Here is a 26,573-nt window from a genome sequence, read left to right as displayed (position 1 = left end):
GAATAATAGTGAGCAACTTGTTCAGTTTTGGAGAAAGGTATGGAGTTCAGTCAATTGCGGATTTTCCAGGCCGTGGCGGAAGAGGGCTCCATCACGCGTGCCGCCGAGCGCTTGCACCGCGTACCGTCGAACCTGTCGACCCGGCTCAAGCAGATGGAAGAGCAGCTTGGCGTAGAACTATTCGTCCGAGAGCGACAGCGTTTGCAGCTTTCTCCTGCAGGCAAAGTGTTGTTGGACTACAGCACCCGTCTGCTTGCGCTGCATGACGAAGCCCACGGCGCGGTGCAAGGCGGGCAACCGGCCGGCGATTTTGTGCTGGGCAGCATGTACAGCACGGCTGCGGTTCATTTGCCGAAGCTGTTGGCGCGCTATCACAAAGCTTTTCCAATGGTGAACCTTCAGGTGCAATCGGCGCCCAGCGGTGAATTGCTCGAAGGTTTGATCACTGGTCGCCTGGACGCTGCATTTGTGGACGGCCCCATCACTATCGCTTCCCTGGACGGCGTTCCGATGTGCGAAGAGCGCCTGGTGTTGATTTGCGAGGCCGATCACCCTCCGGTGCGAGGGCCTCAGGATGTCGCCGGGCGTTCGGTGTTCACCTTTCGCCGCAGTTGCGCCTACCGTGCGCGCCTGGAGACCTGGTTCTCCCACGATCGCGTGGCCATGGGGCGTGCAATCGAGATCGAGTCCTACCAAGGCATGCTTGCGTGCGTGATTGCGGGTTCCGGCGTGGCATTGATGTCCGAATCCATGCTCGAAAGTCTTCCAGGTAAGGACAGCGTGTCCGTTCATCCCCTGACCGGGCCTTTTGCCACCGCCACCACCTGGCTGATGTGGCGAAAGGGTATGCTCGGCGCTAACCTCAATGCATGGATCGACCTGCAGCAAGAGGGCAAGGCTGAGTTTGTGCAAGATACGCGCGCGATTGCTTGAACGATCCGTCAGGATTCTGATCAATTCAGTAATAGTTCGTTGTGGTTTCGTTCAAGCATTACGTAGGACTTAGGGCTACTATCAGTAGGAAGCGGCGACATTCCGTAGACAGCACTGCTACCGCCGACCAGCACTACCCTCAAAGGGGGCAACCATGAAAGAGAAAATTCAAAACTGGCTCCATGACCTCGGCGTTGCGCTGGGCTTGATCGAGCCTCCGCTGCAACCTGTGCCGATTCGCACGGATGACGAGCAGCGTCGGCCACGTCGCAGATAAAGCGCGCGATGAATAGATCGCAGCTGAATTAATGTGGGAGCGGGCTTGTTCGCGAAGGCGGTGTATCAGTCGATGAAAGGTTGACTGACACACCGCCTTCGCGAGCAAGCCCGCTCCCACAGTTCTTTTAGTGCAGGCAAAAAAACGGGTGCGACATCCGACGTCGCACCCGCTGAAGAAAACGTTCTAAATCTTATTGTTTCTCTCAGATCGCCTGAGCGGCAGCCGTTTCTGGACGGCGTGACAACAAGCTCACCACAACAAAACTGACTAACGCGATCGCCAGGCTGTAGTAGATCGGCGTGTTCGCATCCAAGCCATCCTTGAACATGAAGATCAGCGCCGTCACAAAGCCCAGCGTCATGGAGGTGATCGCACCTGAGGTTGTCGCCCGCTTCCAGAAAATCGCACCAATCAGTGGGATCAGCATGCCGCCCACCAACAGGTTGTAGGCCAGGGTCAGGGCGCTGATCACATCGTTCACCACCAGCGCGATACCCAGCACAGCGATACCGGTCAACATCGTGAACAGGCGGTTGATGTTCAGGCTCGACTGTTTACCCCCGCGCAAACGCGGCAACAGGTCCTCGGTCAACACGGTGGACGCAGCCAGCAAACCGGCGCTGGCGGTGGACATCATCGCAGCCAGTGCAGCGGCAATCACCAAACCACGAATCCCGTCCGGCAGTGACATTTTGACGATGGCGGCAAACGCGTTGTTAACGTTGTCCAGATTTGGAATCAGCACATGAGCCGCCATGCCGATTAACGCGCAAGCCAGGCCGTAGAGAATGCAGTAGAAGCCGGCGAAAGTGCCTGCGTACTTGGCGACCTTTTCGTCACGGGCGGTGAACACGCGTTGCCAGATGTCCTGGCCGATCAGGATGCCGAAGAAGTAGATCATGAAGTAGGTGATGATCGTGTCCCAGCCGATCGCGGTGAAGCTGAAGCTCGACGCCGGCAGCTTGGCCACCAGTTCATCCCAGCCGCCGACGCGGTACAGGCAGATCGGCAGCAGGATAAACATCAGGCCGACGGTCTTGATCACGAACTGCACGATATCGGTGAGGGTGAGCGACCACATGCCGCCGATGGTCGAATACACCACCACCACACCACCACCCAGCAGTACTGAAATCCAGAACGGCAGGCCGAACAGCACTTGCAGCACGGTGCCGATTGCCAGGATCGAGGTCACGCCGATCATCAGTGCGTAGGCCAGCATGATCACCGCACTCGCCTGGCGGGCCATGGGGTTGTAGCGTTTTTCCAGGACCTGGGTCACGGTGAAGATTTTCAGCTTCAGCAGCGGCTTGGCCAGGAACAGGTTCAGCGCAATGATCCCCATGCCCAGCGCGGCGCACAGCCAGAAGCCGGAGATACCGTGCACATAACCCAGGCGCACGGTGCCGACGGTGGACGCACCGCCCAATACCGTGGCGGCCATGGTGCCCATGTACAGCGACGGGCCCAGGTTGCGACCGGCGACCAGATAGTCTTCGTGGGTCTTGGCGCGACGCATGCCGTAATAGCCGAGCACGAGCATGCCGGCGGCGTAGATGAGTACGACGAATAAATCCAAAGCCATGACGGCAGTTCTCCGATTATCTTTTTTATGGGCGATCAGGCGGCTTGTTGCAATGCCGGTTTAGCGAGCGAATCCATGCTCTTGCTGCGTGGGTCCGTCGGTCCGTAAACGGCGGCCGGCTCAGGGAACAGGCGAAGCAAGGTCAGGTACACCACCGATGCCAGCCCCAGCGTCACCGGCAGGCTGATATCGATGCCATCGGCCAGGTTGCCCAGTGGCCCGACAAACTGCCCCGGCAGGTTGACGAAGCACAGCCCCACCAGTGCGCTTGGGATCCAGGCCCCCAGCCCGCGCCAGTTCCAGCCATGGGTGAACCAGTAGCGGCCGCCGGTTTCACCGCGGGTGAACACCTGTAAGTCATCCGGGCAGTAGAAGCCTCGGCGTACGATCAGGCCGATGATCATCATCACCATCCACGGCGTGGTGCAGGTGATGATCAGCACGGCGAAGGTCGACACGCTCTGCACCAGGTTCGCGGCGAAACGTCCGATGAAGATGAAGGCAATCGACATCACCCCGATCAGCAGCGTGGCCTTGACCCGCGACAGCAGGCGCGGGAACACGCTGGACATGTCCAGCCCGGTGCCATACAGCGAGGTGGTGCCGGTGGACATGCCGCCGATCACCGCGATCAGGCACACCGGCAGGAAGAACCAGCTCGGCGCCACTGCCAGCAGGCCGCCGACGTAGTTGTTGGCCGCAATGTAGTCCGGAGCCTTGATCGCTACGATGGTCGCGGTGGCCAAGCCGAACAGGAACGGGATCAACGTGGCGATTTGTGCCGCGACCACCGCCAGCATGATCCGGCCCTTCGGTGTTTCACGTGGGATGTAGCGCGACCAGTCACCGAGGAATGCGCCGAAGGAAATCGGGTTGCTCATGGCCACCAGTGCAGCGCCGATAAACGCGGCCCAGAAGCCGGTCTGGCCCATGGCGACGGTGCCGGCGAAATGGCTGTCGAAGGTCGGTGCGAACGCGAAGATCCCCAGCAGGAACAGCAGGCTCGCCGCCCATACCGCAATACGGTTGACCCACAGCATGAAGCGAAAGCCGTAGATGCACACGGTCAGCACCAGAATGGCGAACACGCCGTAGGCCAAGCCCAGGGTCAGGTCGGTTTCCGGCAGGCCGATCAGGCGTTTCGCACCGCCTACCAGTGCATCACCTGAACTCCACACCGACAGTGAGAAGAAGGCAATCGCCGTCAGCAGCGACAGAAACGAGCCGACAATCCGCCCGTGCACGCCGAAGTGCGCACCAGAAGACACGGCGTTGTTGGTGCCATTGATCGGCCCGAACAGGCCCATGGGCGCCAGGATCAGCGCGCCTACCAGCACCCCCAGCACGATCGCCCAGACACCGGCCTGGAACGACAAACCGAACAGCACCGGGAATGAACCCAGCACGGCGGTGGCAAAGGTATTGGCGCCGCCGAAGATCAGTCGAAACAGATCCTTGGGGCCGGCGGTACGTTCGTGGTCCGGGATCTGTTCGACCCCGTTGGTTTCTATTTTGCGAATACTGTTTTCGTTGTTTTTATTATTCATGATCAGCTCCGATCACATTGGCTAAGGGGGCGGCAGCCCTTCCGGCATTGCGGACAAATGTTCGTGACAGGCCAGCCACAGGCCTTGTTTTTGTTGTGTGCCAGCCCCTTGCCGTTTGAAGACAATGGTCTCGCGCTCCTGGCTAAAAAATTGCTCCCCGTTCATGCGCAGCTCGGTGGCCACGTCATGCATAAAAATCGCCACATCGCCTTGCAGGCTGACAAAGGCATTGCTTGAGGCGCACGACAGCACCTCAAACCCATCGTCCCGACGCCAGCTGTCCCACAATGCCTGGTAGGCATCGCGACTGAGCAGCGGCTGGGGGAGGGTGTAAAACACGAAACTCGCATCGGCGGTGAACGCGTCGAAGTAGGCCTCGCGGTCATTGCGGGCGAAGGCCGACACCAGGTCGGCCGAAGCTTTCAGCACGTCTTGCGCGCTCATCAGCGGTGCGCCACGCCGGGCAGTACACAGAGCATCTCGTACAGCAAGTTGGCGCCGAGCAGCGAGGTGTTGCCGGTGGTGTCGTACGGCGGCGAGACTTCTACCAGATCGCAACCAATCAGGTCGAGGCCTTGGCAGCCACGGATGATCTCGATCGCCTGGATGGTGGTCAGCCCGCCGATTTCCGGGGTGCCGGTACCGGGTGCCCAGGCCGGGTCGATGCCGTCGATATCAAAGCTCAGGTACACCGGCCCGCCACCGACTTTCTCGCGCACTTCAGCCATCAACGGCGCGAGGGAGTGGTGCCAGCATTCTTCGGCCTGGACCACACGGAAGCCCTGCTTGCGGCTCCAGTTGAAGTCTTCGGCGGTGTAGCCCTGGGCGCGCAGGCCGATCTGCACCACGCGGTCGCAATCGAGCAGGCCTTCTTCCACGGCACGGCGGAAGGTGGTGCCGTGGGCGATTTTCTCGCCGAACATATGGTCGTTGACGTCGGCGTGGGCATCGATGTGCACTAGCCCGACCTTGCCATGTTTCTTGTGGATCGCCCGCAGGATCGGCAGGGTGATGGTGTGGTCACCGCCCAGGGTCATCGGGATCACGTTGTGCTCGAGGATCTCATCGTAGGCTTCTTCAATGATGCGCACGGCGTCGAGCAGGTTGAAGGTGTTGATCGCCACGTCGCCAATGTCGGCAACCGACAGCGAGTCGAACGGTGCGGCGCCGGTGGCCATGTTGTACGGGCGGATCATCACCGATTCGGCGCGAATTTCACGTGGCCCGAAGCGGGTGCCCGCTCGCAGCGAGGTGCCGATGTCCAGGGGCACGCCGACAAAGGCGGCGTCCAGGCCTTTGGCCGTTTGCAGGTGGGGAAGTCGCATCATGGTGGCGATGCCGGCGAAGCGCGGCATTTCGTTGCCGCCCAGTGGCTGGTGAAAAATCTTGTCCACGGGAGTGCCTCATCGTTGTTTTGTTTATTAGAGGCCGATTCTGCGAAAAGCCCGGGGCGGGAAGAATCGGCAGGGGCAAATACTTAGTTCAGATTTTTCTAAACTAATGCTTGGAGGTAGACTGCCATCATCCACACCCGGAGCCGACCATGGCCAACGCCTTGCCCGACCTGAAACTCCTGCGCATTTTCGTCAGCGTCGTGCGGCATCAGGGGTTCGCCAATGCGCAGCACGAACTCAATTTGTCGACGTCGGCTATCAGCACTTACATGAGCCAGCTGGAGTCTGCGTTGGGGTTGGTGCTGTGCCATCGCGGGCGGGGCGGTTTCAGCTTGACCAGCAAAGGCGAGCTGTTCCATCAGGAAACCCTGCGCCTGCTGGGCGAACTGGAAGGCTTCGAGCAATACGCTGCGGCGCTCAAGGGCGAATTGCGCGGCACTCTCAAGCTCGGCGTGCTCGACTCCACCGTCAGCGACAAGGCTTTGCCGTTCGCTGAAGTGATCGGCGCCTACAGCCTGGAGCACCCGGCGGTGCATTTACACTTGTCGGTGATGAGCCCTTACGAGCTCCAACTCGGCGTGCAGGACAACCGCCTCGACCTGGCCATCGGTGCCTTTTCCAACCGTATGAGCGGGCTGATCTATATGCCGCTGTACCGCGAACAGCACTGGCTGTATTGCAGCACCCGGCATCCTTTATTCAACGAACGACGCATCCCCGAACAAGTGATCACCCAGCAGCGCATGGTCGGTCGTGGTTACTGGAGCCAGGCCGAACTGGCGCGCCATGGCTTCAAGCACAGCGCCGCCACTGTGGAGAGTATGGAGGCGCAGTTGATCCTGGTGCTGTCCGGCGCCTACATCGGCTACCTGCCCGAGCACTACGCCCAGGCTTGGGCCGACAAGGGCGACTTGCGCGTGCTGCTGCCGGCGACCTTCGGCTACCAGGCGCCGTTCTCAATGATTATGCGCCGGGGCCGCAGCCGTGAGCCGCTGATCCAAACCTTTCGAGACTTGCTCAAAGCCCAGCTCAACCAGGCCTGAAAAACCATGTCCAGACCCCAATGTTCCCGCTGTCTCAGGCCTGCCACTCACTGCCTGTGCCCGTTGATTCCCAGCCTCGACAGCCGTACCCGCGTGTTGCTGTTGCAGCATCCGAGCGAGGTTAACCATGCGCTCAACACCGCGCGGTTGGCGGCGTTGGGGTTGAACAATGCGCAGTTGGTGGTGGGTGAAGTGTTTGAGGATTTGCAGGCATTATTGAGCCCGCCTGGTTATCAGGCGCGGCTGTTGTTTCCTGCCGATGACGCACAACCGTTGCAGGCTTATGTACCGTCCGACGAGCCTTTGTTGCTGGTGGTTCCCGATGGCACCTGGCGTAAGGCGCGCAAGATGCTGCACCTTAATCCGCTGCTGGCGGCGTTGCCCCGCGTGACCCTGGCCATGGGCGCCGTCTCCCGCTACCGATTGCGCAAAGCGCCGGGCCCAGGTGCGTTGTCAACGGTGGAGGCGATTGTGCAGGCGTTGCAAGTGCTGGAGGCGCCTGTCTCATTTGAACCCTTGCTCAAGCCCTTCGAAGCGCTGATCGAAGGTCAGATTGCGGCAATGGGCATGGAGGTTTTCGAGAAAAACCACGGCTCTACATAGCTACCGAAAAAGCGTGTGATGACGGGATAGGCTGACCTTTTCAGGAGCATATGAAATGGTCGAGCCGAATACCAATACCGCCTCGCAGGGCCCGTTGATCGAATTCACGGCTCAGCAACAAGGGCCGTTGATGGCGAGCCCGGAATGGTCAGCCTTACAGGCTTTGGATTTCCTGCGAACTAAGTTCGGCGGTTTTCTCGGCACGCTCAACGATGAAGAAAAACGCGAGTACGTGCGTGCGCAAAAGGCCTGGATCGATGCTCAAAAATCCCTGGAGCAGGGCATCAGCCAACTGACCAAAGCGTTTGAGCAACAGGCGTTGGCTTCATTGCGCGCCGAGTTGAAAACGCTGACAGGCCAGGATGTCGACCCCACCGTTGCACAGATTCATACCCGTTACCTCCAATCGTCCAGTCGCGTCCGGCGCGCCGCTCATGAAGATGAGAGCGAAAGGGTGGTGAAGGTCGCCAGCGTCACCCTGTGGGATGCTGCCTGCCTGAACTACGACGGCTTGACCGGCTGGAGCTACCCCGGTCGTACTGGTTTGGCCGATGCCAGTTACCTCGATAAGGAGATCAACGCCACGGCCGGCGATTTCATCGCGTTGGTGCGTCGGCTCGATATCGGTGGGCAGCTCAAAGAACGACTCGATCAGGCGCTTCAGGCCGGCGCTTCGCTGGGGGCCGAGGTGATGAGGCTGGCGAGTGCCGAATTTGAATTTGCCCTGATAGAGGCTTTGAAAAATACAACGGACAGCCGAATCGACAGGGACAAATACCAGTACGTGAAGCGTGCGCTGGCGGGGGAGGCTCAGTGGGAACGTGTGGAGGAAATGCTGCTGTTCGTTCCCCATGGCTTAGACAACATCAGTTGGATACCTCAAACCATGGGCCTGGTTGGGCAATACGTAGCCCCGCCACCGGGTGATAGCCTGAGTATTCCCCACATTGTTTTTTCGGTCAGCGGTTGCAAAGGTGCCTTCAGCTTTTTCCCGAACCGTCCCGGCGGCTCTCTGCGCCACAATGCCAGCCATCGTGAGGCTTGCGAGGAATTTCATGTCGCGTTCCACGCTTTCTATTCCCGAGGCAAGGTCGATTGGCTGTATCAGATCATGTTGCTGCGTGACTGCGCACGACTGAAGCAAATCGCCAAAAAAACACCGCCACCTCATGATCTGGAAGGGTTCGCCAAACTGATCCATTCGTTGGCACAGTCAATTCCTACGACTGACCGCCCGCGAGCGATCGGCTACGTGCGCAACTCGGTGCAAAAGGTGCCTGTCGTCAGCTTGAACGATTTCTATATCGCGCGCTGTCGAGCCAACTTGCAGGAACTGGCGAATGAAACACCAGGCTTCATGTCGACCCTGATCGAGCTGTTCCAGGCTGTGTTCAGTGAAATCCTCAATGTGCTGCTGATCCCGGTGCCAGGTGCGCTCAAAGGGTTGGGGCGGGTTCGCGCCTTCGCGATGTTCGCTGCACTCGAACAAGCGTTGATTGAAGGCGGTTCCCAGGCGATTAAAGGTGAGCCTGGCGAATTACTTCAGGGTTTTGCTGACCTGGTCGACTTGCTCGTCAGCGGTCGCTTGCAGACCCGACTGGCCATCGGCGTGCAGCGTCGCCATCAGCGCTTGTATCAGCAACTGTCCCAATCGCGCAGTGTCGGCCCTGACCATCAACGCCTGACAAACCCTCAGGCTCTCGAAAGAATGCTCGGTGTCCAGGATGTTCCGGCCCGGGATTTGGAGGCGGTACTCGACTCAAGTGCCACATCACGGCACACCTTGGATCAGGTCTGGGAGGGCGCTCAGCCATCGGCCTCACTGGTCGAGGCGGCGCACCGGTTCAGGGCCGACAAGCTGATCGACTGGGTTGCAGAAGGTGCCGATCCCGGCCGTCCAGCGCCGGTGGGTGCCGTTGAAGTCATTGCGCCGTTGCTCACCCAACTGGAAGGCTGGCCGGTGAGTACCTCGTTGAGCATTGAAAACCATCAAGGCCTGGAAGTGCGGCGCTACAGCAAGGATGCGACTCGCCCAACGACGGAACGGGTCACGGTGACTGCACTGGAAAACCATCAATTTGCTTATGCCACACCACGGCGTTTCACCGCCCATTTGCCACAGGCCATTGCGGCGTTGTTACCGGCGATTTTTTCGGGCGGGGAGCAGATGCTTCGTCAGCTATTGGCAATTCAGGCCAGGGTTTTGAAAGTCGACCTGTTTGACGTACTCACTCGGTTTTCCGATGCCAGCCGTTCCATCGCAGGCGGGGCCAGTGCATCAGTGCGCAGATTGTTGCCGGACAGTGTAGGCCGCGATTATCCCGTGCCAGCCGTGATTACCCAGTTGCAGACTCTGCACCCTGAGCTGAGCCCGGCGCGGCTGTTGGAGGTGCTGCGCGAACATCCCTTATCGGAGCATCAGCAGACGCAACTGCTGCAATCACAATTGCAGCCCGAGGCGCTTTACCAGGCGCTGCGTGTCGCCCGCCAAGTGGCACGTCGGGAAGCTATCGTCGACGGGATCTTTCACCCACGCCGGTTTAACCGGCAAACCCAGAATTGGGCAGCAACGTTTGCCTACGGCGTATTGCGTGACATCACCGGCCAGGCATTGGTCGTCAGTCCTGCAGCACAGGCGGTACCCTACATTTCTCGAGGTGAGAACCGGACGGTTATCGTCATTGATCAAGGCCAGGGGCGATTTGCGCCGTATTGCTCTGGTGAGTCTCGAACCGGCGCGGGGTTCTCCGGCGCTGACAGCTTCTATGACGCGATCCTGATTCAGCTACCTGAGGCTGATCAGCTCAAACTTGGGGGGGATGCACAGCAGGCAATCACCGAATTCCGTTATCAGGTCGCCCAGGCCATGCTGCGCAATCGTGCGCTCGATGGCTCGTTCTATCCTTATCGGCGAGAGATCGAGCAGTACGCCTGTACCGTCGATGCGTCACTTATTGCGCCACAGGCCGATGCCCTTGGGCTGTACCGTCTGGGGGAGGGTTGCTACCTGTATGTTGAAGGTGCGTATTTCAAGGTCGACCAGGCCGTGCCGCTTGGACCTTGGCGTATTCAACACCCTTCCTTGAACGATGCATACGCGCCTGTGCTGATCCACAACGGCGCCGGCGCCTGGCGCCATGAATGGGAAACCCCACTGACCTGGGATGGGCAGAAACCGTTTTATCGCCTGGGACCTTTGACGCGTGCGCTGTCGCCGGATGCCATCGAGCAGATTCAACAAATCAGCGGCGTGACACCGGACATCCTGCGTCGGATGCATGTACGCAACGAGCGCCCACCGGTGATGCTGGTTGAGACCATCGAACGGTTCAATGTTCATCAGCGGGTTAAGGCAGGCGTTGAAGTGGGGCGGGACTTTTTCGATCAGCTGCTCGGTGAGGTCGGCCCCGATAAGGCCGATGGGCTGGTCGGACATGCAGGTGTTGGCCGCGCCGATCAGGTCACCGTACTTGAAGCGAAAGTAGCACTCGACCGGCCACAAATGGAGCGGTTTTTTTTCAAGGAATTGAGCCATAAGAGTGAAGTGTCTTCTGATCCCTTGGCGCAGGTGTTGCAACGCCACTTCCCGTCTTTGACCGCAGCGATTTCCGAGGACCTGGTGCGCAATGTCACGGCGAGTGAGCGCCAGAGCTTGCTGGAGGGGCGCGTTCCTTTGAGCCTGACGCGGGACATACGTTGGTGGCTGGAGTATTTACGCAAAACCCGCGCGATGGAGGGGGTGCACCTGTCTGCTGCGTTCAGTGAAGACAGCGCAAAATTGATCCTGCACATATTGCCGGACATAGACGGATGGCCCAAGCACCTGCGGGTTGAGGTGCGAGAAAGAGGGCACCTGATAGACAGCATCGGCCCCGTCGACGGACCTCTCATCCGTGTTCTGGAGCCTGTCGGTGGGAGTTACCAGGCCTACATCCCTCAAACGAACGGTGACCGCAAACCTGCGGGCAGCCCGGGGACTTTCCTCTCTGTACTGTTGGCTGCGTTACCACCCCCGGAACGCCAGACATTTGGCTACACCCATGCCGGAGGGCCCGCTGAGCTGACGGCCGAGATCGGCAGTCGTTTGACGCGTCATTGGGAGTTCGCTGAAACGATGCTCGAAATCGGTCGGCGCCCCTGGTACAACCCGCCACGACGCTTGGCTGACGGGAGGATTGGTTATCCGTTGAGCGGTGGTGATGAACTGGGGCCGGTGGATCGTGCACAGGTGGCGCGGATGCGTGAATTGTTTCCCGCTAAAACCGATCAAGAGGTGTTTGATCTTCTGGAGAACCTGAGCGACTCCGTCAGTGAGCGTGAGGCGGCCATCGACTTTCTATTCAAAGAGCGAGATACCCTGAACGGTACGCTTGAACAGTGGAGTCTGCAGGGTGACGCTGGGCAAGCGTCTGCGCGTAATGAGGCAGCAGAGCGAATCCGGCGTTGTTGGCGCAAAGAGGACTCTTCTCGAGGAGTTCCTTACGAGCTTCATCTCGACGACCTGACGCTGAATGACCTGCCCACGTTGAACGCGCATTTTGGTCATGTGATGCAGTTGAGTGTCAGGAACAACCTGTTGGAAACTTTGCCGGCCAGGTTCCTCAGGTGCTTTACGGCATTACGTACGCTGCATCTTGATGGCAACCGACTGCAAAACGTACCGCAGGGATTGGATGGGTTAACGCACCTGCAACACCTGAAACTGTCGAACAACTTGATCAAGCCCAACCTTCGAGATGTACAGCGCCTTGAGGCATTGTCCCGCCTGACTAAACTCGACCTGTCCCATAATCCGATCGGGCACGGCGCGAGGCTGAATTTGACCCCGCTCAAGGTGCTGAGTGTGTTGATGCTCAGGGGCGCCAAGCTTCACCTGCTGCCGTTGGGCGTGGAGATGTTGGAGAACTTGCGAACCTTCGATTTGCGCGATAACCAATTAACGGTTCTGACCGAGTCCGACCTTGACTTGGGTGAGCGCGTCCACCGCGCCATGAACCTTCACGGCAATCAGCTTTCCCAGGCGACCTTGCAACTGCTCGGTTCTTACCGCAGGTACCCGGGTTATCAGAACATTGATTTTGGGCTGTGGCGCGACGGAGTATTTCCGCTCCCATCGGTTGAGCGATGGCTGGTGCCTGTCCCTCTGAATGAAGTGCCGCTGCGTCGGGCTGAATGGTCGCTATTGGTAGGCGAGCAAATGGCCGATCGTTTTTTTGATTTACTCTGGAACCTGTCCTCTTATCCCCCATTGATTGCCTTGGAACATCAAGCGCTGCGTCAGGATGTAACGCAGCGCATCTGGCTGCTGATTGACGGTGCGAACCACAATGGTCGGCTGCAGCAGATCCTTTTTCAGGCGCCCATGAGTTACATGAGTGGTGGTAACGATGGCTGGCTGTTATGTCTCAATGACATTGAGTTGGCGATGTGGCCCGTGCAGAGACTGGCTGGAAACATTGAAACCGCAGGTCCCGACTTCTTGAATTATTACCGAGCCTTACGGCGCCTGGGCTCTATCGATCACCACTTGATGCGAGAGTTTCCCCAGCAATCTTCGCGAGAAGCTTGCGCACGTATTCTTGCTTATCGAATCGCCCTGGCCGCCACTCTGGACTTGCCTCTTGCACTGTCGGGGCGGTTTGATTTAGCCAGCGCAGTGCCCCGCGGCGAGTCGGTAAATGAATTACGTACACGTGTTCTGCGTGAAGAGTTCGGCCTCAATTGGCCTGAGCGAGTGAGGGGCGAAGAATATTGGGTGGAGTTTTTGGAGCTCAAATACACAGCGCGTTTTGAGTCTTTCCTGGGGCATTACGATCGGGATCTGGAGCGCGCCCTGGAGCAGGTGGACAGTGGGGCGATGGACGAAGGTGCCTATTTGGCTTTCGTCAGCAATATTCAAACGTTGAGGAAGGCAGACGAGAACACACTTATTACCCAACTGACGCAAGAAGAATGGACGGACTTCGTTATCGGCTGAGTCAACGCTTATTCCTTAAAGCCATAAGCACCGCACTTTGCGTGATATGGCCCGCCGGCCTTTCCCGGTATGATGTTCGCCCCGCAGTCTGGATTGCGAATACGCCATGACCTTGCAGTACCCTACAATCGCCGATTGCGTCGGCAACACGCCCCTGGTCCGCTTGCAACGCCTGGCGGGTGAAACCAGCAATACCCTGTTGCTCAAGCTCGAAGGGAACAACCCGGCCGGTTCCGTCAAGGACCGTCCGGCGCTGTCGATGATCACCCGCGCCGAGCTGCGCGGGCAGATCAAGCCCGGCGACACCCTGATCGAAGCCACCTCGGGTAACACCGGGATTGCCCTGGCCATGGCCGCGGCAATCAAGGGTTACAAGATGGTCCTGATCATGCCCGACAACGGCAGTGCCGAGCGCAAGGCGGCAATGACCGCCTATGGCGCCGAGTTGGTGCTGGTCACCCAGGAAGAGGGCATGGAAGGCGCCCGCGACCTCGCCGAGCGCATGGCCGCCGAAGGCCGTGGCCAGGTGCTGGATCAGTTCGCCAACGGTGACAACCCTGAGGCGCACTACACCACCACCGGCCCGGAAATCTGGCGTCAGACCCAGGGCACCATCACCCATTTCGTCAGCTCCATGGGCACTACCGGCACCATCATGGGTAACTCGCGCTACCTCAAGGAGCAGAATCCGAATATCCAGATCGTCGGCCTGCAACCGATGGAAGGCGCGTCCATTCCTGGTATTCGTCGCTGGCCGCAAGAGTATTTGCCGAAGATCTACAACGCGACGCGCGTGGACCGCATCATCGACATGGCCCAGCGTGAAGCCGAAGACACCACCCGCCGACTGGCCCGTGAAGAAGGCATCTTCTGCGGTGTGTCCTCTGGTGGCGCCGTGGCCGGTATGTTGCGCTTGTCCAAAGAAGTAGAAAACGCGGTGATCGTCGCGATCATCTGTGACCGTGGCGACCGTTACTTGTCGACCGGCATCTTCGACGAACCCAACTGATGGCCAAGCACGAGAGAGGCCTGCGCTTCCAACCGACGGGCGGCAGCCGGGCCCCGCAGATTCCAGTAGGCAAGAAACAACGCTTGATCATCGAGCGCCTAGCCAATGACGGCCGTGGCATCGTGTTCTTCGAGGGGCGCACCTGGTTCGTCAACGGCGCGCTCGCCGGTGAGGAAGTGGAAGCGCGCGTGTTGGGCGCCCACGGCAAAGTGGTTGAAGCCCGCACCGAGCGCGTGTTCAAGGCCAGTGAACTACGCCGCCCGGCGCCGTGCGCCCATGTTGGCCGCTGCGGCGGTTGCAGCGTGCAGCATTTGCCCCATGACGAACAACTCGCCCTGAAACAGCGCATGCTCGCCGAGCAACTGTCCCGCGTGGCCGGTGTGGAACCGCAAGCGTGGGCCGCACCTTTGAGCGGGTCGGAATTTGCCTATCGCCGGCGTGCTCGGGTGGCCGTACGCTGGGATGCAAAGGCAAAACACTTGGCCGTGGGTTTCCGTGCCGTGGCCAGCCAGGACATCGTCGCCATCGATGATTGCCCGGTGCTGGTACAGGCCTTGCAACCGATCATGCAGCGGTTGCCGAATATGCTGCGCCGCCTGAGCAAACCGCAGGCGCTGGGGCATGTGGAGTTGTTCAGTGGTTCGTCCATCGCCGTGTTGCTGCGGCATATGGCGCCGTTGTCGGATGCGGATCTGCTGATCCTGAAAGAATTTTGTACTTTCCATGAAGCGCAATTGTGGCTGCATGGCGAGGGTGAGCCTGCGCCGGTCGATGCGGACTCAGCGTTGGGCTATCGGTTGGAACAGTGGGATCTGGAACTGGCCTATCGTCCGGGAGACTTTGTGCAGGTCAATGCCGGAGTCAACGAAGCGATGGTCGCACAGGCCCTGGATTGGCTGGCGCCACAGCCCGACGAGCGGGTGCTGGACTTGTTTTGCGGGCTGGGCAACTTTGCCCTGCCACTGGCCAAACAGGTACGCGAAGTGGTGGCGGTAGAAGGTGTGCAGACCATGGTGGATCGGGCTGCGCAGAACGCCGTCAGTAATAATTTGCATAATGTGCAGTTTTTTCAGGCCGATTTGTCCCAGCCTTTGACTGACGCGGAATGGGCCAAACAGGGCTTTTCTGCGGTACTCTTGGACCCACCCCGTGATGGTGCCCTGGAGGTTGTGCGCAAGCTAGCCACTCTGGGAGCCAAGCGCCTGGTGTATGTGTCCTGCAACCCGGCAACGCTGGCGCGGGACACGGTTGAGTTGGTCAAGCAAGGCTACCGGCTAAAGCGTGCCGGGATCCTCGACATGTTTCCGCAAACAGCGCATGTCGAGGCCATGGCGTTATTTGAAGCGGGCTAGGATGCCCGTTTAATCCGACTGGCCTGTATCTCCTGGGCCGTGACCTGTCAGGGAGTTGTGCGTAGCCTAAGGTTACGAAGCAGGTCAGCGATGATTTCTGGCGCATCAAAGGTGCGTCGTAGGGAAGGTAAGCAAGATGGTACAGGTGAGAGCACACCAGCCGATCAACACCGACGGCAGTATCAATCTCGAGGCATGGCTGGATCATGCCGTCAGTGTCGACCCGGCACTGGACCGTGAAGCCTTGAAGGCGGCTTGCGAGTTCGCTCGTGAGTCTGAGCAACAAGATAATGCGGCCAAGAACCTGTGGGCTGAAGGCACTTCGAGCTTTCGTACCGGGTTGGAAATCGCAGAGATCCTCGCCGATCTCAAGCTGGACCAGGATTCGCTGATCGCCGCCGTGCTCTATCGCGGCGTGCGCGAAGGGCATATCGCGCTGCCGTTGGTCAGCCAGCGTTTCGGTGCGGTGGTGGCCAAACTGATTGATGGTGTGGCACGTATGGCGGCCATCAGCGACAGTCTCAGCCCGCGCCAGTCCATGGTGATGGGCACTCAGGGCCAGGTGGAAAACCTGCGCAAGATGTTGGTCGCGATGGTCGACGACGTGCGCGTCGCCCTGATCAAACTGGCTGAACGCACCTGCGCGATCCGTGCGGTGAAAACTGCCGACGACGAGAAGCGCAACCGTGTCGCCCGCGAGGTCTTTGACATCTACGCGCCGTTGGCGCATCGCCTGGGCATCGGCCATATCAAGTGGGAGCTGGAGGACCTGTCCTTCCGCTACCTCGAACCCGATCAATACAAACAGATTGCCGCGCTGCTGCACGAGCGGCGGCTCGACCGTGAGCGCTTTATCACCGACGTGATGGGCCAATTGCGCTCAGAGTTGCAGGCCACCGGCGTGGACGCCGACATCAGTGGTCGCGCCAAGCACATCTATTCCATCTGGCGCAAAATGCAGCGCAAGGGCCTGGCCTTCAGCCAGATCTACGACGTACGTGCCGTGCGCGTGCTGGTGCCGGAAATGCGCGATTGCTACACCGCGCTCGGTATCGTTCACACCCTGTGGCGGCATATTCCCAAGGAGTTTGACGACTACATCGCCAACCCCAAGGAAAACGGCTATCGCTCGCTGCACACCGCAGTGATCGGCCCTGAAGGTAAGGTGCTGGAAGTGCAGATCCGCACCCACGCCATGCACGAAGAGGCGGAGCTGGGGGTTTGCGCGCACTGGCGTTACAAGGGCACCGACGTCAAGTCCGGGTCCAACCAGTACGAAGAGAAAATCTCCTGGTTGCGCCAAGTGTTGGAGTGGCACGAAGAGCTGGGCGACATCGGCGGTCTTGCAGAGCAGCTGCGGGTGGATATCGAGCCGGACCGGGTCTATATCTTCACCCCCGACGGCCACGCCATCGACTTGCCGAAGGGCGCCACGCCGTTGGACTTTGCCTACCGCGTGCACACCGAAATCGGCCACAACTGCCGGGGTGCCAAGATCAACGGGCGCATCGTGCCGCTCAACTACAGCCTGCAGACCGGTGAACAGGTCGAGATCATCACCAGCAAGCACGGCACGCCAAGCCGCGACTGGCTGAACCCGAACCTGGGTTACATCACCACGTCGCGGGCGCGGGCGAAGATCGTCCACTGGTTCAAATTGCAGGCGCGTGACCAGAACGTTGCCGCCGGCAAGACCTTGCTCGAACGTGAATTGGCGCGCCTGGGCCTGCCGCAGGTGGATTTCGACAAGCTGGCCGAAAAGGCCAACATGAAGACCGCCGAAGACATGTTTGCCGCCCTTGGCGCAGGCGACTTGCGCCTGGCGCAATTGGTCAACCTGGCCCAGCAATTGGTGGAGCCGGAGCGCGGCAGCGAACAGCTGGAGCTGATTCCACGCAAGGCCACCGGTTATAAACCGGGCAAGCGTGGCGATATTCAGATCCAGGGTGTGGGCAACCTGATGACGCAAATGGCCGGTTGCTGCCAGCCGTTGCCGGGCGACGCGATCGTCGGCTATATCACCCAAGGCCGTGGGGTGAGTATTCACCGCCAGGACTGCGCCTCGGTGCTGCAACTCGGCGGGCGTGAGCCGGAGCGGATCATCCAGGTCAGCTGGGGGCCGGTACCGGTGCTCACCTACCCGGTGGACATCGTGATTCGAGCCTACGATCGGTCCGGTTTGCTGCGTGACGTGTCGCAAGTGCTGCTCAATGAGCGGATCAACGTGCTGGCGGTCAACACCCGCTCGAACAAAGAGGACAACACTGCGTTGATGTCCCTGACCATCGAGATTCCGGGGCTGGACGCGTTGGGGCGGTTGCTGGGGCGGATTTCCCAGTTGCCGAACATCATCGAGACCCGGCGCAATCGTACGCCATGACTGCTTTTTTGAGAGTTGCTGATGTATTCGCTTGAAGACCTGCTGCACCTGATGAACCGTCTGCGGGACCCGCAATTCGGGTGCCCGTGGGACATCAAGCAAACCTACGCGACTATCGTCCCGCATACCTTGGAGGAAGCCTACGAAGTCGCCGACGCCATCGAGCGCGGTGACTTCGATCACCTGCAAGGTGAACTCGGCGACCTGTTGTTCCAGGTGGTGTATTACAGCCAGTTGGCGCGGGAAGAAGGGCGCTTCGAATTTGCCGGGGTGATCGACAGCATTACGCGCAAGCTGATCCGTCGCCATCCTCACGTATTCCCCACCGGTGATCTGTACGCACCGCTGGATATCCCGCAATTGAGCGAAGAACAGGTCAAGGAGCGCTGGGAGCAGATCAAGGCCGAGGAGCGAGCGGAAAAGTCCGACGCACCGGAGCAACTCTCCCTGCTGGATGATGTGCCCACGGCGTTGCCATCCTTGTCCCGTGCCGCCAAATTGCAAAAGCGCGCCAGCCAAGTCGGCTTCGACTGGCCATCAGCCTTGCCGGTGGTGGATAACGTGCGCGAAGAGCTGGATGAAGTGCTCGAGGCCATGGCCGATAACGATTCGGTGGCGATTGCCGATGAGGTCGGTGACCTGCTGTTTGCGGCGGTCAACCTGGCCCGTCACCTCAAAGTCGACCCGGAAACTGCGCTGCGTGGCGCCAATGCCAAGTTCGAAAGACGTTTCCGATTTATCGAACAGGCATTGCGCGATACGCACCAATCCATAGAAGATTGCACCCTCGAAGAGTTGGACGCCCTGTGGGGCGAAGCCAAACGTCAGGAAAAGAATGTGTCCAGCTGCGGTTGAGCAGTTGCCTAAGTGAGTAAGCACCATGAGCCTTTCCCTTCGCGACCAGTTGCTCAAAGCAGGTCTGGTCAACCAAAAGCAGGCCAAGCAGGTCGGCAAAGAGAAACAGAAGCAGCAGCGCCTGGTCCACAAAGGCCAGGTCGAGGCCGATGACACCCAGGCTCGCCTGGCCCAGGAAGCGCAGGCCGAGAAGGTCAAGCGCGACCAGGAGCTGAACCGCCAGCAACAGGAAAAAGCCGAGGCCAAGGCCCGCACCGCCCAGGTCAAGCAACTGATCGAGACCTCGCGCCTGCCGAAACTGACCACCGAGGACTACTACAACTTCGTGGACGACAAGAAGGTCAAGCGCCTGTCGGTCAACACGCTGATGCGCAACAAACTGAGCAACGGCTCCCTGGCGATCGTGCACCACGGCGGTAGTTACGAAGTGATCCCGCGCGAGGCGGCGCTGAAGATTCAGGAGCGCGCACCGGAACGTATCGTGCAGCTCAATATCCTGACCGAAAGCCAGGTGCCGGATGAGGATGATCCGTACGCGGCCTACCAGATCCCTGACGATCTGATGTGGTAAGCCGTTAGAAACAACATTGTGGCGAGCGGGCTTGTTCCGCGTCGGGCTGCGAAGCAGCCCCAAAGAAAACCCCGCTCAAAAGGCGGGGTTTGTGTTTTAGCGAGCAGCGTCAGCCGATCACCAATCCACTGCGTAACTCACGCTGAAGGTACGACCTTCGGCATTCGGGTAGGGTGCACGGGCGTTGGCCTGGGCAAACATGTTCTGGTAGTTGCGGTTGCTGAGGTTGTAGATCGCACCTTCCAGGCGACCTACCGGCAACCTTACCGAGCCCAGCACGTCGACCAGCGTGTAGCCTTTTATATCGCGGCCGTTGTTGTCTTTGAACGCGGCGTCGTAGTCGGACAGGCGCATGCCTTGCAAGCGCAGGCTGTAGTCGCCACGGTCATAGCCGACAAAGGCGGTGGTCTTGGCGGGGGAGATGCGTGTGGCGGGCAAGTCGATCCATTTGCCGTTTTGCTGGGTCTCGCCTTTGGCGTAAGCGTAAGTACCACCTACCGACCATTGGTCAGTGACGTTGTACGTCAGGCTGGTTTCGATGCCGCGTACGCGCTCTTTCTGGTTAATCAGGCGCAGCACACGATCATTGGCATCATAGAATTGCGTGACATCCGAGGTGTTTTCATACGCTGTGACGTTGGCCAGCCACTTGTCCCAGTTGCCACGCCAGCCCAGCTCGTAGCTGTCGACCTTCAGCGCTTGGGCATTCAGGTTTTGAATGTCGTACTTGCTGTTGACGTCACGCAGGAAGCGCTGGATATCCGGCAGGGAAAAGCCCTGGCTGAAGTTGACGAACACATCCTGGTTTTCGCTCAGGTGATACACCGCCCCGAGGTTGTAGAGGGTGTCGTCGTATTTGAGCGTGCCGCCCGGCAGTGTCGCGCGGTTGCCGGTCTGAACGATCTCGCCATACGCGATGCTGTCGGAAACCTCGCTTTGAATCCATTCGCGACGCACACCGCCACGTAAGGTCCAGTCATCGATGTCGTAGGACAGCTGACCAAAGATGGCTTTGGTGGCGGTCGCGATGTCCGGACCCAGTTCAAAAGTGGTGCCGGTCTTGGTGTAGGTCAGGCCGTTGACCCGGTATTGGTCGCCGCGCTGACGCGAGGTTTCATGATCGTAGTCAGCACCCCACACCAGGTTGCCGGTCGCCGGGCCGATGTCCGGCATTTGCGTATCGATCGCTGCTCGCAAGCCATAGACATCTTGCACGCTGTTATTGTTGGAGACCCCGGCGCGGCCCCGGGACAGGTCCGGGAAGAACAACGCGTCGGCACGCCGCCAGTAACTTTCGACCTGCAAACCCTGGCCGTAGAAATCCTTATCGGCGTAATTGAGGTTGACCGCCTGGTTATGGGTGAAGGGTTGGTCGTCCAGGTCCAGGCCTTTTACGGCGACGGCGGTGTCTGTTATCCGTGGGTTCTTGGTGTAACGGGTGTCTTGTTCGTCTTTGTAGTCTTGCAACGACAGGCTGATCTTCTTGTCGTCATCAAGCTCGTAGCCGAATCGGCCTTGCAGGTCGTAGGTGTCGGTGTCCATGTTGCTGCCCTGGGACGTGTCCTGGGGAATGCGTTTTCCGTTGCCGTCGAACTGGTCGTTGCGTTGCACGGTGTTGCCCGATACATACCAGTCCAAGGGGCCCTTGCGACCCGTTGCGCTTTGGAAGGCTTCGTACGAGAACCCTTTGTGGCTGAAGTTGTTGCCGGCGGTCATGCCGATCTTGCTGCTGAAAGCCAGGTCTTCACCTTTGTTGCGCTTGGTGATGATGTTGATGATGCCGCCTGACGCGCCGGCACCGTAGACACTGCTGGCGCCGGAAATCACTTCGATGCGCTCGATACTTTCCGGTGCCACGCTGTTGAGCTGGCGGAAATTGTCGCGCGTGGCGTTCTGGGACACGCCATCGATCAAGATCAGCGTATTGCGTCCGCGAAGTGTCTGGCCGAAGTTGCTCATGCCGCCGCTGGAAGGGGAAATGCCTGGGACCAATTGCCCGAGGATATCCGCGACTCGTCGACCCGCGCCCGCTTGCTGGCGGATCTGCTCTTCGCTGATCACCTGCACAGAGCCAGGGATCGCCGCGATACTGGTTTCACTGCGCGTGGCGGATACCACTGTTGCCTGTAGTTGCAGGTTGGTGGGCGCGGCTTGGGGGGCCTCAATCTCATCGGCCCAGGCAGGGGCGCTGATCGACCCGAGTAGGGGCAGTAGAACTGCCAATTGCGATTTGTTCATGACCTTGCCTTTCAGTTATTAGAAGTATTGACAGAAAAACCGGATGTCTCAGGTGTTCGGGTGAACGAACGGATTGCGCGGATACCCAGGGCGGCCAGGGCGTACGTCAGTGCGACCAGCCAGAAGCTGTGCGCCAAGCCCACCATCCCCATGCCGATGCCACCCATCAGGGCACCGCATAGCGCGCCGGCTTTGGCGGCGCTGTTGCCCATGCCTAGCGCAAAACCCTGCTGGCTGGGCGTAACGGTGTTGGCGATCAGCGTGTAGGCTACGGGCAATAAGGCTCCCTGCCATACGCCCCACAGCAGGCGACTGGCGAGGAATCCCAGCCATTCGTTGGCCAGCGCCGTGAAGGCCAGCGTCAAGGCGCAGGACCACGTGACCCATTCGATGATGCGCAGCGTGTGCGCCGGTGAGTGCCGGTCAAACAGGCGGCCCCATAGCGGTGCGGACAGCGCCAGGGTCAATGCGCTGGCGGCGTAGCTGGCGCCGATCAACCACGCGGGTGCGTGTAAAACATCGGCGACGTATAAAGCGTAAAACGGCTGGGGCATCATCTTGGCTGCTTGAATCAAGACGATGATTCCCAGCATTGCACCAAGCCAGCCTTTGGGTAGCGCGGTGGGTTTCGAGGTGTGGACTTGCCGCGATCGCGGCGAATCACTGGGCAGGAACACGCTGATCACCGCGCACAACAGGCAGACCGCGGTAGCGCTGTAGCACAGCAGTGCGAAGCCCGAGGCGTCCATCAACCAACCGCCCAATACCGGCCCGGCCAGCGAGCCCACGGCGGTCGCCGATTGCAGTCGTGCCAGAATGTGCCCGCGCCCGCCGTCACCGCAGCAGGCCAGCGCATAGGCTTGGGCTGCCGCGATGAAGCCGGCCAGTGCGCCTTGTGCGACTCGGATTGCCACCAGCAGCCAAGGATCGAAGGTGATAGCGGCCAGCGCCTGACAGACCGCCAGTGCCAGCAGCGCCCGAATGATCATCGGCTTGTGGCCGGTACGGTCACCCAGTCGCCCCCACATCGGCGTCAGGATCATCGCCGCCATCATCGGCCCCGCGTACACCAGCGAAGAAAGCAGGCCGGTGTACTGGGCATTGGCGACGCCCAGCAGCTTCTGGATTTGCAGGGGCCAGAAGGGGCCGCTCATTTCCATGGCCCCCATCGACACCAGTTGAATCACTACCAGCAGCCGCAGCGCAGTGCTGTTAGCTGACATTGGCGGCAGCACTCAGCGGGTTCGGCAGGCGCCCGACGATATCCGCATGGCTGTCCAGCAGGCGCATACGCATAAACGATTTGGCCGGCCAGTCCTGCTCCAACAGGGCTTCGCGCTCGGTTTTCCAGCGTTGTGGTTCGACCTGGCTGCGCAAGTCGTCGAAGCACCGGCTGACTTGGGCTGACAATTCACTCCAAAGCCGCGCCTGGGGGATATCGAAGTGGCGAGCGCTGAGCAACACCAGTTCGCCCAAGTGGCACATGAAAACCGTGTGCAGCAGCTTATCTCGCACGAAACTGGAGTCGTCGTACAGGGTCATCTTGGGGTCGTGCAGTTCGATGTCCAGGCCGTGGGCGTGCAAGGTCTTGCGGTCGATCCGGATATCGCCGAAATCACGCAGTAACAGGCGGCTCAGTTGTCCGTCTGCGGCCATGACCATGAAAGAGTTCTGCTGATGGGCCTCAAACGCTACGCCATAACGCAGGTACATACCCAGCAGGGCCGGCACGGCGATCGCTGCGTAGTCCCGGAAGAACGCGAGCATGGCCTCGGCGTCGTCCGTGCCTTGGCTCAGGCGTACCCATTGCCGCAGCAGCGGCTGCCCGTGCTGGTCGATAGCGAACAGACTGCCTACCGGGACGGCCATTTCGCCCGGTCGGAGCAGGCTCTGGGGGTTGTCACGGTAGAGGACGGCCAAGTGGCGGGAGTGCTCGTCATTGGCCGGTTGAGGTTTGAAATGGACGCCGATTCGCTCGGGAACAATGCTCAGTGTTTTCTGAATCCCAGGCTCGCGATCCAGGATCGTCTGCAGCAGGTGGCTGATTCTCGGGCCCATGCGTGCCGAGCGTGGTGACACCGTGCGCTGCACACTGGTCAGTCGCAGTGACACCGGGAGTTTGACCATTGGCGCGTCGCGCCGGCCTTCAGGCAGCACGGTCCTGAATGACATGGTGGGGTGGGCGGTAAACGCGACGATTTCGGTCAACACCAGCAGCCTGTCACCGATTTCGTTGGCGAACAGTTGTGGTAATTCCTGGTGAGCTTGCCAAGGGTGGGCGGGCAGCGGCAGATAGTCGTTGGCATCGAGGCCCAGAGATCGCAGCTCTGCGGTCAATTGCTGGGCGGCCTGCGGAAAGTGGTTTTGCCACCACTGCCAGTAATCGGCGGTACCGGCCAGCATTTCGACATGGGCGAATTGGCGGTGCAGTGCGCACAGGAACACCGGGAAGCGTGCTTCGAACTCTGGCGAGAAGTTGATGACCTGCTCTGTGCTTAAACCCAGTTTGGTCTTGTAGTTGGGGTGCCATGGGTGGCCCAACGTGCCCCACTGTTCAAGCACGGATGTCGGGTTGCTAACGCTTGGGTCGTTCTTGAGGTAGTTCAGTAAATTGTGTTGATGTGCCGGGTCCATTGACGCATGGAGCTGGATCGTCCATTGCTCATGAAAGGCGAGGCACAACGTATCGTTGACGAAGCTGTCATCGATCTCGGCATTGAGACGGCTCAAGACTTCCGGGTCGGCAGATGATTCGAGTGCGCTGTTAAGCAACGTCAGCAATTGCGATGGAAATTGAATCTTCTGGTCGGGTTGGCCGTCACGCAAAAGGGTGACCTTGCCACGCAGGTCCCAGCTTGCCATGCGGCCGGGACGCAGATGATCGAAGCGCAGGCTTGATTGATCGGGCAGTGTTAGCCAGCAGTGGCCGCGCTCGTCATAGGTGCGAGTGCTGGGGGCCAGCAGGCCTTCACGAAACAATGCTTGGATCAGGCGCTGAAAGCTACGCTCGGCAGCTGGAGCCAGGGTGTTGATAAGGGCGTCGAGGGTGATGTGGTTGGCCTGGAACTGCGGGGTTGCGAGTGCTTCACCCCAACGTTCAAGCAGCGATTTTTCCGCAGTTCTGCTGTTTCCGAGCATCAAGTCGAACTCCTCATCCGTAAGCCTGGGTGGAAGGCGGCGGAATGGTATCGAGAACCATTACCAAATGTCTATTTATTGTTACATTATTTGCGGAATCGATTATTCATCGGGACCGGGAGGTCGCCTGGTAGGCGAATGGCGTGATCACGGAGGCGTTGTGGCGTGGTCTTGAGGCGTCTGGAACAGGCTAGTTCAGTGACTTTGCAGTGGCTTGTAGTGCATGGCCTGAGACGTTGTGGGATGTGTCTGTTTTTATACGAACGAAGGTTTGCGGGGAGGCGGTTACCTTTAAAACGAAAAACCCCGCTCAAAAGGCGGGGTTCTTGTGTGTAGGCCGCCCGGCTGCGTGGGCCGGGCGTCTACGGGATTTCAGAGTTTCAGGAGCTTTGTGCCTGGCGTTTCATTTCGAGAGTTTCGAGCTCGTTTTTATAATTGTGGGCGTCGCTCTCGTTGTGAAACATACCGACCAGCAGGTCTTGTTGATGTACATCCCAGATGTGAATCCCATGGCCCAAAGCTTCGTGGGACATATGCTCATCGTCGCGTTCAGTTACTTTTACAGTCATCTGCTTGCTCCAATCTCTGGTTGATCTGCGGCAAGTCGTCGCAGGCCCCTTTTATATATTTTGTTAGCTTGCTAAGTAAACCGGTTTTGCGCGCAACAATTCATTGCAAAAAACGCAACAATCCCGCAGGCCCCGTAAACCGTGGCATTGCACCGTAGGCGCTTGAGTTTTATGACAGAAGTTTCATGTTATAGGCAGGCTTTCAAGCTTAGGTTGGCCGTGCTGACGTCATCGCAGGCAAGCCAGCTCCCACATTTGAAATGCATTCCAATGTGGGAGCTGGCTTGCCTGCGATAGCGGTATCCGTCTCACCGAAAAAAACCCAGGCGAAAAAAAGCCCCGCATTCAGCGAGGCTCTTTTCTGGCTCATCAGCCCATCAGCTACCTTTGACAGCCTTGCCGTCAACAGTACCGTCCAGCAGCATGATGTTGTATTCCTTGCCGTCGGTTTCCACCTGGCGCAGGGCAACCAGGATGCCGCCCCAGTCCTTGGCAAACCACATCTGGGTGATGCGTTTGGTCTGCGACGGATCGCGCACGCGCTCGACTTTGATCGCATCAATGGCGCCGGCTTTGGTCTGGACCTTTTCCGGGCCGATCACGCGGAAGTCGTAGGTGTCGACGTCAGTGCCTTCGACCACACGGTAGCTCATGCTTTTCTTGCCGGCCGCAACGTCACGTTGCAGGGCAAGCTGGTAGGTCGATTTGTCGAGCATGCCACTTTCGAGGGTGACGTTAACCGGGTCTTTGTTTTCGAAACCAGTGACCTTGTTGGTCGAGTGGTCGAAGTCCAGGTTGATCTTTTTCGCCTTGCCCAGGCCGCCGCGTTCGAAGGTGTAGCTCTTCGGTTGCAGGGCGTCCTTGTCGAACAGGATCACGCTGGTCTCCGTGAGGCTGGCGATGAGCATGGAGGCCTTGAAGTTCAAGGTCCAGGAGCCATTGTCATTCTTGGTCAGGCTGCGTTCGGCCGAACCACTCATGGGCAACTGTTTCCAGTCGGCGGTGTAGCTGGCGGAGAAAGGGTGAAGGTCTGCTGCTTGCACGGCAGGCAAGGCGAACAGCGCAAAAGCGAAGAGCAAGGCGCGACGCATAAAATCTC

General features: G+C 59.3%; 19 protein-coding genes. 10 read left to right on the top strand and 9 right to left on the bottom strand.

Annotated elements, in window-relative coordinates; genetic code table 11:
• The first annotated feature begins 39 nt into the window (after nucleotides 1-39).
• Entirely contained in the window at nucleotides 40-933 is an 894-nt protein-coding gene (gene ptrR, locus BFL40_RS05310) for a putrescine utilization regulator PtrR (RefSeq protein ID WP_071482960.1), read from the top strand.
• A 154-nt stretch (nucleotides 934-1,087) separates the two neighbouring features.
• Nucleotides 1,088-1,210, top strand: coding sequence for a PA1414 family protein (locus BFL40_RS34265; RefSeq protein WP_003193089.1), 123 nt, complete (start codon nucleotides 1,088-1,090; stop codon nucleotides 1,208-1,210).
• A gap of 205 nt (nucleotides 1,211-1,415) precedes the next feature.
• Here BFL40_RS34265 and BFL40_RS05305 read toward each other — a convergent pair whose 3' ends face one another.
• From BFL40_RS05305 to speB, 4 genes are read right to left on the bottom strand one after another with little or no spacing between them, the layout of a single operon-like run.
• The gene (locus tag BFL40_RS05305; RefSeq protein ID WP_071482959.1) at nucleotides 1,416-2,798 is read right to left on the bottom strand and encodes a sodium:solute symporter family protein; all 1,383 of its coding nucleotides are present in this window, start codon (nucleotides 2,796-2,798) and stop codon (nucleotides 1,416-1,418) included.
• Nucleotides 2,799-2,833: 35 nt separating this feature from the next.
• Entirely contained in the window at nucleotides 2,834-4,345 is a 1,512-nt protein-coding gene (locus BFL40_RS05300) for a purine-cytosine permease family protein (protein WP_071482958.1), read from the bottom strand.
• 21 nt (nucleotides 4,346-4,366) lie between these two features.
• Entirely contained in the window at nucleotides 4,367-4,789 is a 423-nt protein-coding gene (locus BFL40_RS05295; protein ID WP_071482957.1) for a YybH family protein, read from the bottom strand.
• Nucleotides 4,789-5,739, bottom strand: coding sequence for an agmatinase (speB, locus tag BFL40_RS05290; protein ID WP_064453522.1), 951 nt, complete (start codon nucleotides 5,737-5,739; stop codon nucleotides 4,789-4,791). The genes BFL40_RS05295 and speB overlap by 1 nt, the downstream gene beginning before the upstream one ends.
• Nucleotides 5,740-5,888: 149 nt before the next feature.
• On the opposite strand from speB, the gene BFL40_RS05285 reads away from it, so the two are divergent.
• The 8 genes from BFL40_RS05285 (at nucleotide 5,889) to BFL40_RS05250 (ending at nucleotide 19,529) form a co-directional block, all read left to right on the top strand.
• Nucleotides 5,889-6,782, top strand: a complete 894-nt coding sequence (locus BFL40_RS05285; RefSeq protein WP_017134867.1) for a LysR family transcriptional regulator — start codon at nucleotides 5,889-5,891, stop codon at nucleotides 6,780-6,782.
• A gap of 6 nt (nucleotides 6,783-6,788) precedes the next feature.
• On the top strand, nucleotides 6,789-7,385 hold the full coding sequence (locus tag BFL40_RS05280) for a tRNA-uridine aminocarboxypropyltransferase (RefSeq protein WP_071482956.1): 597 nt from the start codon (nucleotides 6,789-6,791) through the stop codon (nucleotides 7,383-7,385).
• A 55-nt stretch (nucleotides 7,386-7,440) separates the two neighbouring features.
• On the top strand, nucleotides 7,441-13,362 hold the full coding sequence (locus BFL40_RS05275; protein ID WP_071482955.1) for a dermonecrotic toxin domain-containing protein: 5,922 nt from the start codon (nucleotides 7,441-7,443) through the stop codon (nucleotides 13,360-13,362).
• 106 nt (nucleotides 13,363-13,468) lie between these two features.
• Nucleotides 13,469-14,371, top strand: coding sequence for a cysteine synthase CysM (gene cysM / locus BFL40_RS05270; protein ID WP_071482954.1), 903 nt, complete (start codon nucleotides 13,469-13,471; stop codon nucleotides 14,369-14,371).
• Nucleotides 14,371-15,723: a 23S rRNA (uracil(1939)-C(5))-methyltransferase RlmD gene (gene rlmD / locus BFL40_RS05265; protein ID WP_071482953.1), complete on the top strand. Its 1,353-nt coding sequence runs from the start codon at nucleotides 14,371-14,373 to the stop codon at nucleotides 15,721-15,723. The genes cysM and rlmD overlap by 1 nt, the downstream gene beginning before the upstream one ends.
• A 136-nt stretch (nucleotides 15,724-15,859) precedes the next feature.
• On the top strand, nucleotides 15,860-18,103 hold the full coding sequence (gene relA / locus BFL40_RS05260) for a GTP diphosphokinase (protein WP_071482952.1): 2,244 nt from the start codon (nucleotides 15,860-15,862) through the stop codon (nucleotides 18,101-18,103).
• A 21-nt stretch (nucleotides 18,104-18,124) separates the two neighbouring features.
• Nucleotides 18,125-18,958 (top strand): nucleoside triphosphate pyrophosphohydrolase, encoded by an 834-nt coding sequence (mazG, locus tag BFL40_RS05255; protein WP_071482951.1) that lies wholly within the window; start codon nucleotides 18,125-18,127, stop codon nucleotides 18,956-18,958.
• Nucleotides 18,959-18,983: 25 nt separating this feature from the next.
• Entirely contained in the window at nucleotides 18,984-19,529 is a 546-nt protein-coding gene (locus BFL40_RS05250) for a DUF2058 domain-containing protein (protein WP_071482950.1), read from the top strand.
• A gap of 117 nt (nucleotides 19,530-19,646) precedes the next feature.
• On the opposite strand, the gene BFL40_RS05245 is transcribed toward BFL40_RS05250, so the two are convergent.
• The 5 genes from BFL40_RS05245 to BFL40_RS05225 form a co-directional block, all read right to left on the bottom strand.
• Entirely contained in the window at nucleotides 19,647-21,767 is a 2,121-nt protein-coding gene (locus BFL40_RS05245; RefSeq protein WP_071482949.1) for a TonB-dependent receptor, read from the bottom strand.
• Between the two features lie 11 nt (nucleotides 21,768-21,778).
• A complete protein-coding gene (locus tag BFL40_RS05240; RefSeq protein WP_071482948.1) occupies nucleotides 21,779-22,990 on the bottom strand; it encodes an MFS transporter in 1,212 nt (403 codons plus the stop codon).
• Complete coding sequence (locus tag BFL40_RS05235; RefSeq protein ID WP_071482947.1) at nucleotides 22,980-24,905, bottom strand: IucA/IucC family protein; 1,926 nt, start codon at nucleotides 24,903-24,905, stop codon at nucleotides 22,980-22,982. Before BFL40_RS05235 ends, BFL40_RS05240 begins: the two co-directional genes overlap by 11 nt.
• 380 nt (nucleotides 24,906-25,285) lie before the next feature.
• A complete protein-coding gene (locus BFL40_RS05230; protein ID WP_017845315.1) occupies nucleotides 25,286-25,474 on the bottom strand; it encodes a hypothetical protein in 189 nt (62 codons plus the stop codon).
• Nucleotides 25,475-25,851: 377 nt separating this feature from the next.
• A complete protein-coding gene (locus BFL40_RS05225; protein ID WP_071482946.1) occupies nucleotides 25,852-26,565 on the bottom strand; it encodes a DUF3108 domain-containing protein in 714 nt (237 codons plus the stop codon).
• Nucleotides 26,566-26,573 lie beyond the last annotated feature (8 nt).

Source organism: Pseudomonas costantinii, from assembly GCF_001870435.1.
In the GTDB taxonomy this organism is placed as follows: domain Bacteria; phylum Pseudomonadota; class Gammaproteobacteria; order Pseudomonadales; family Pseudomonadaceae; genus Aquipseudomonas; species Aquipseudomonas costantinii.
The sequence above is the reverse complement of the archived record's forward strand: the minus strand, read 5'-3'. Positions and strand labels throughout refer to the sequence as shown.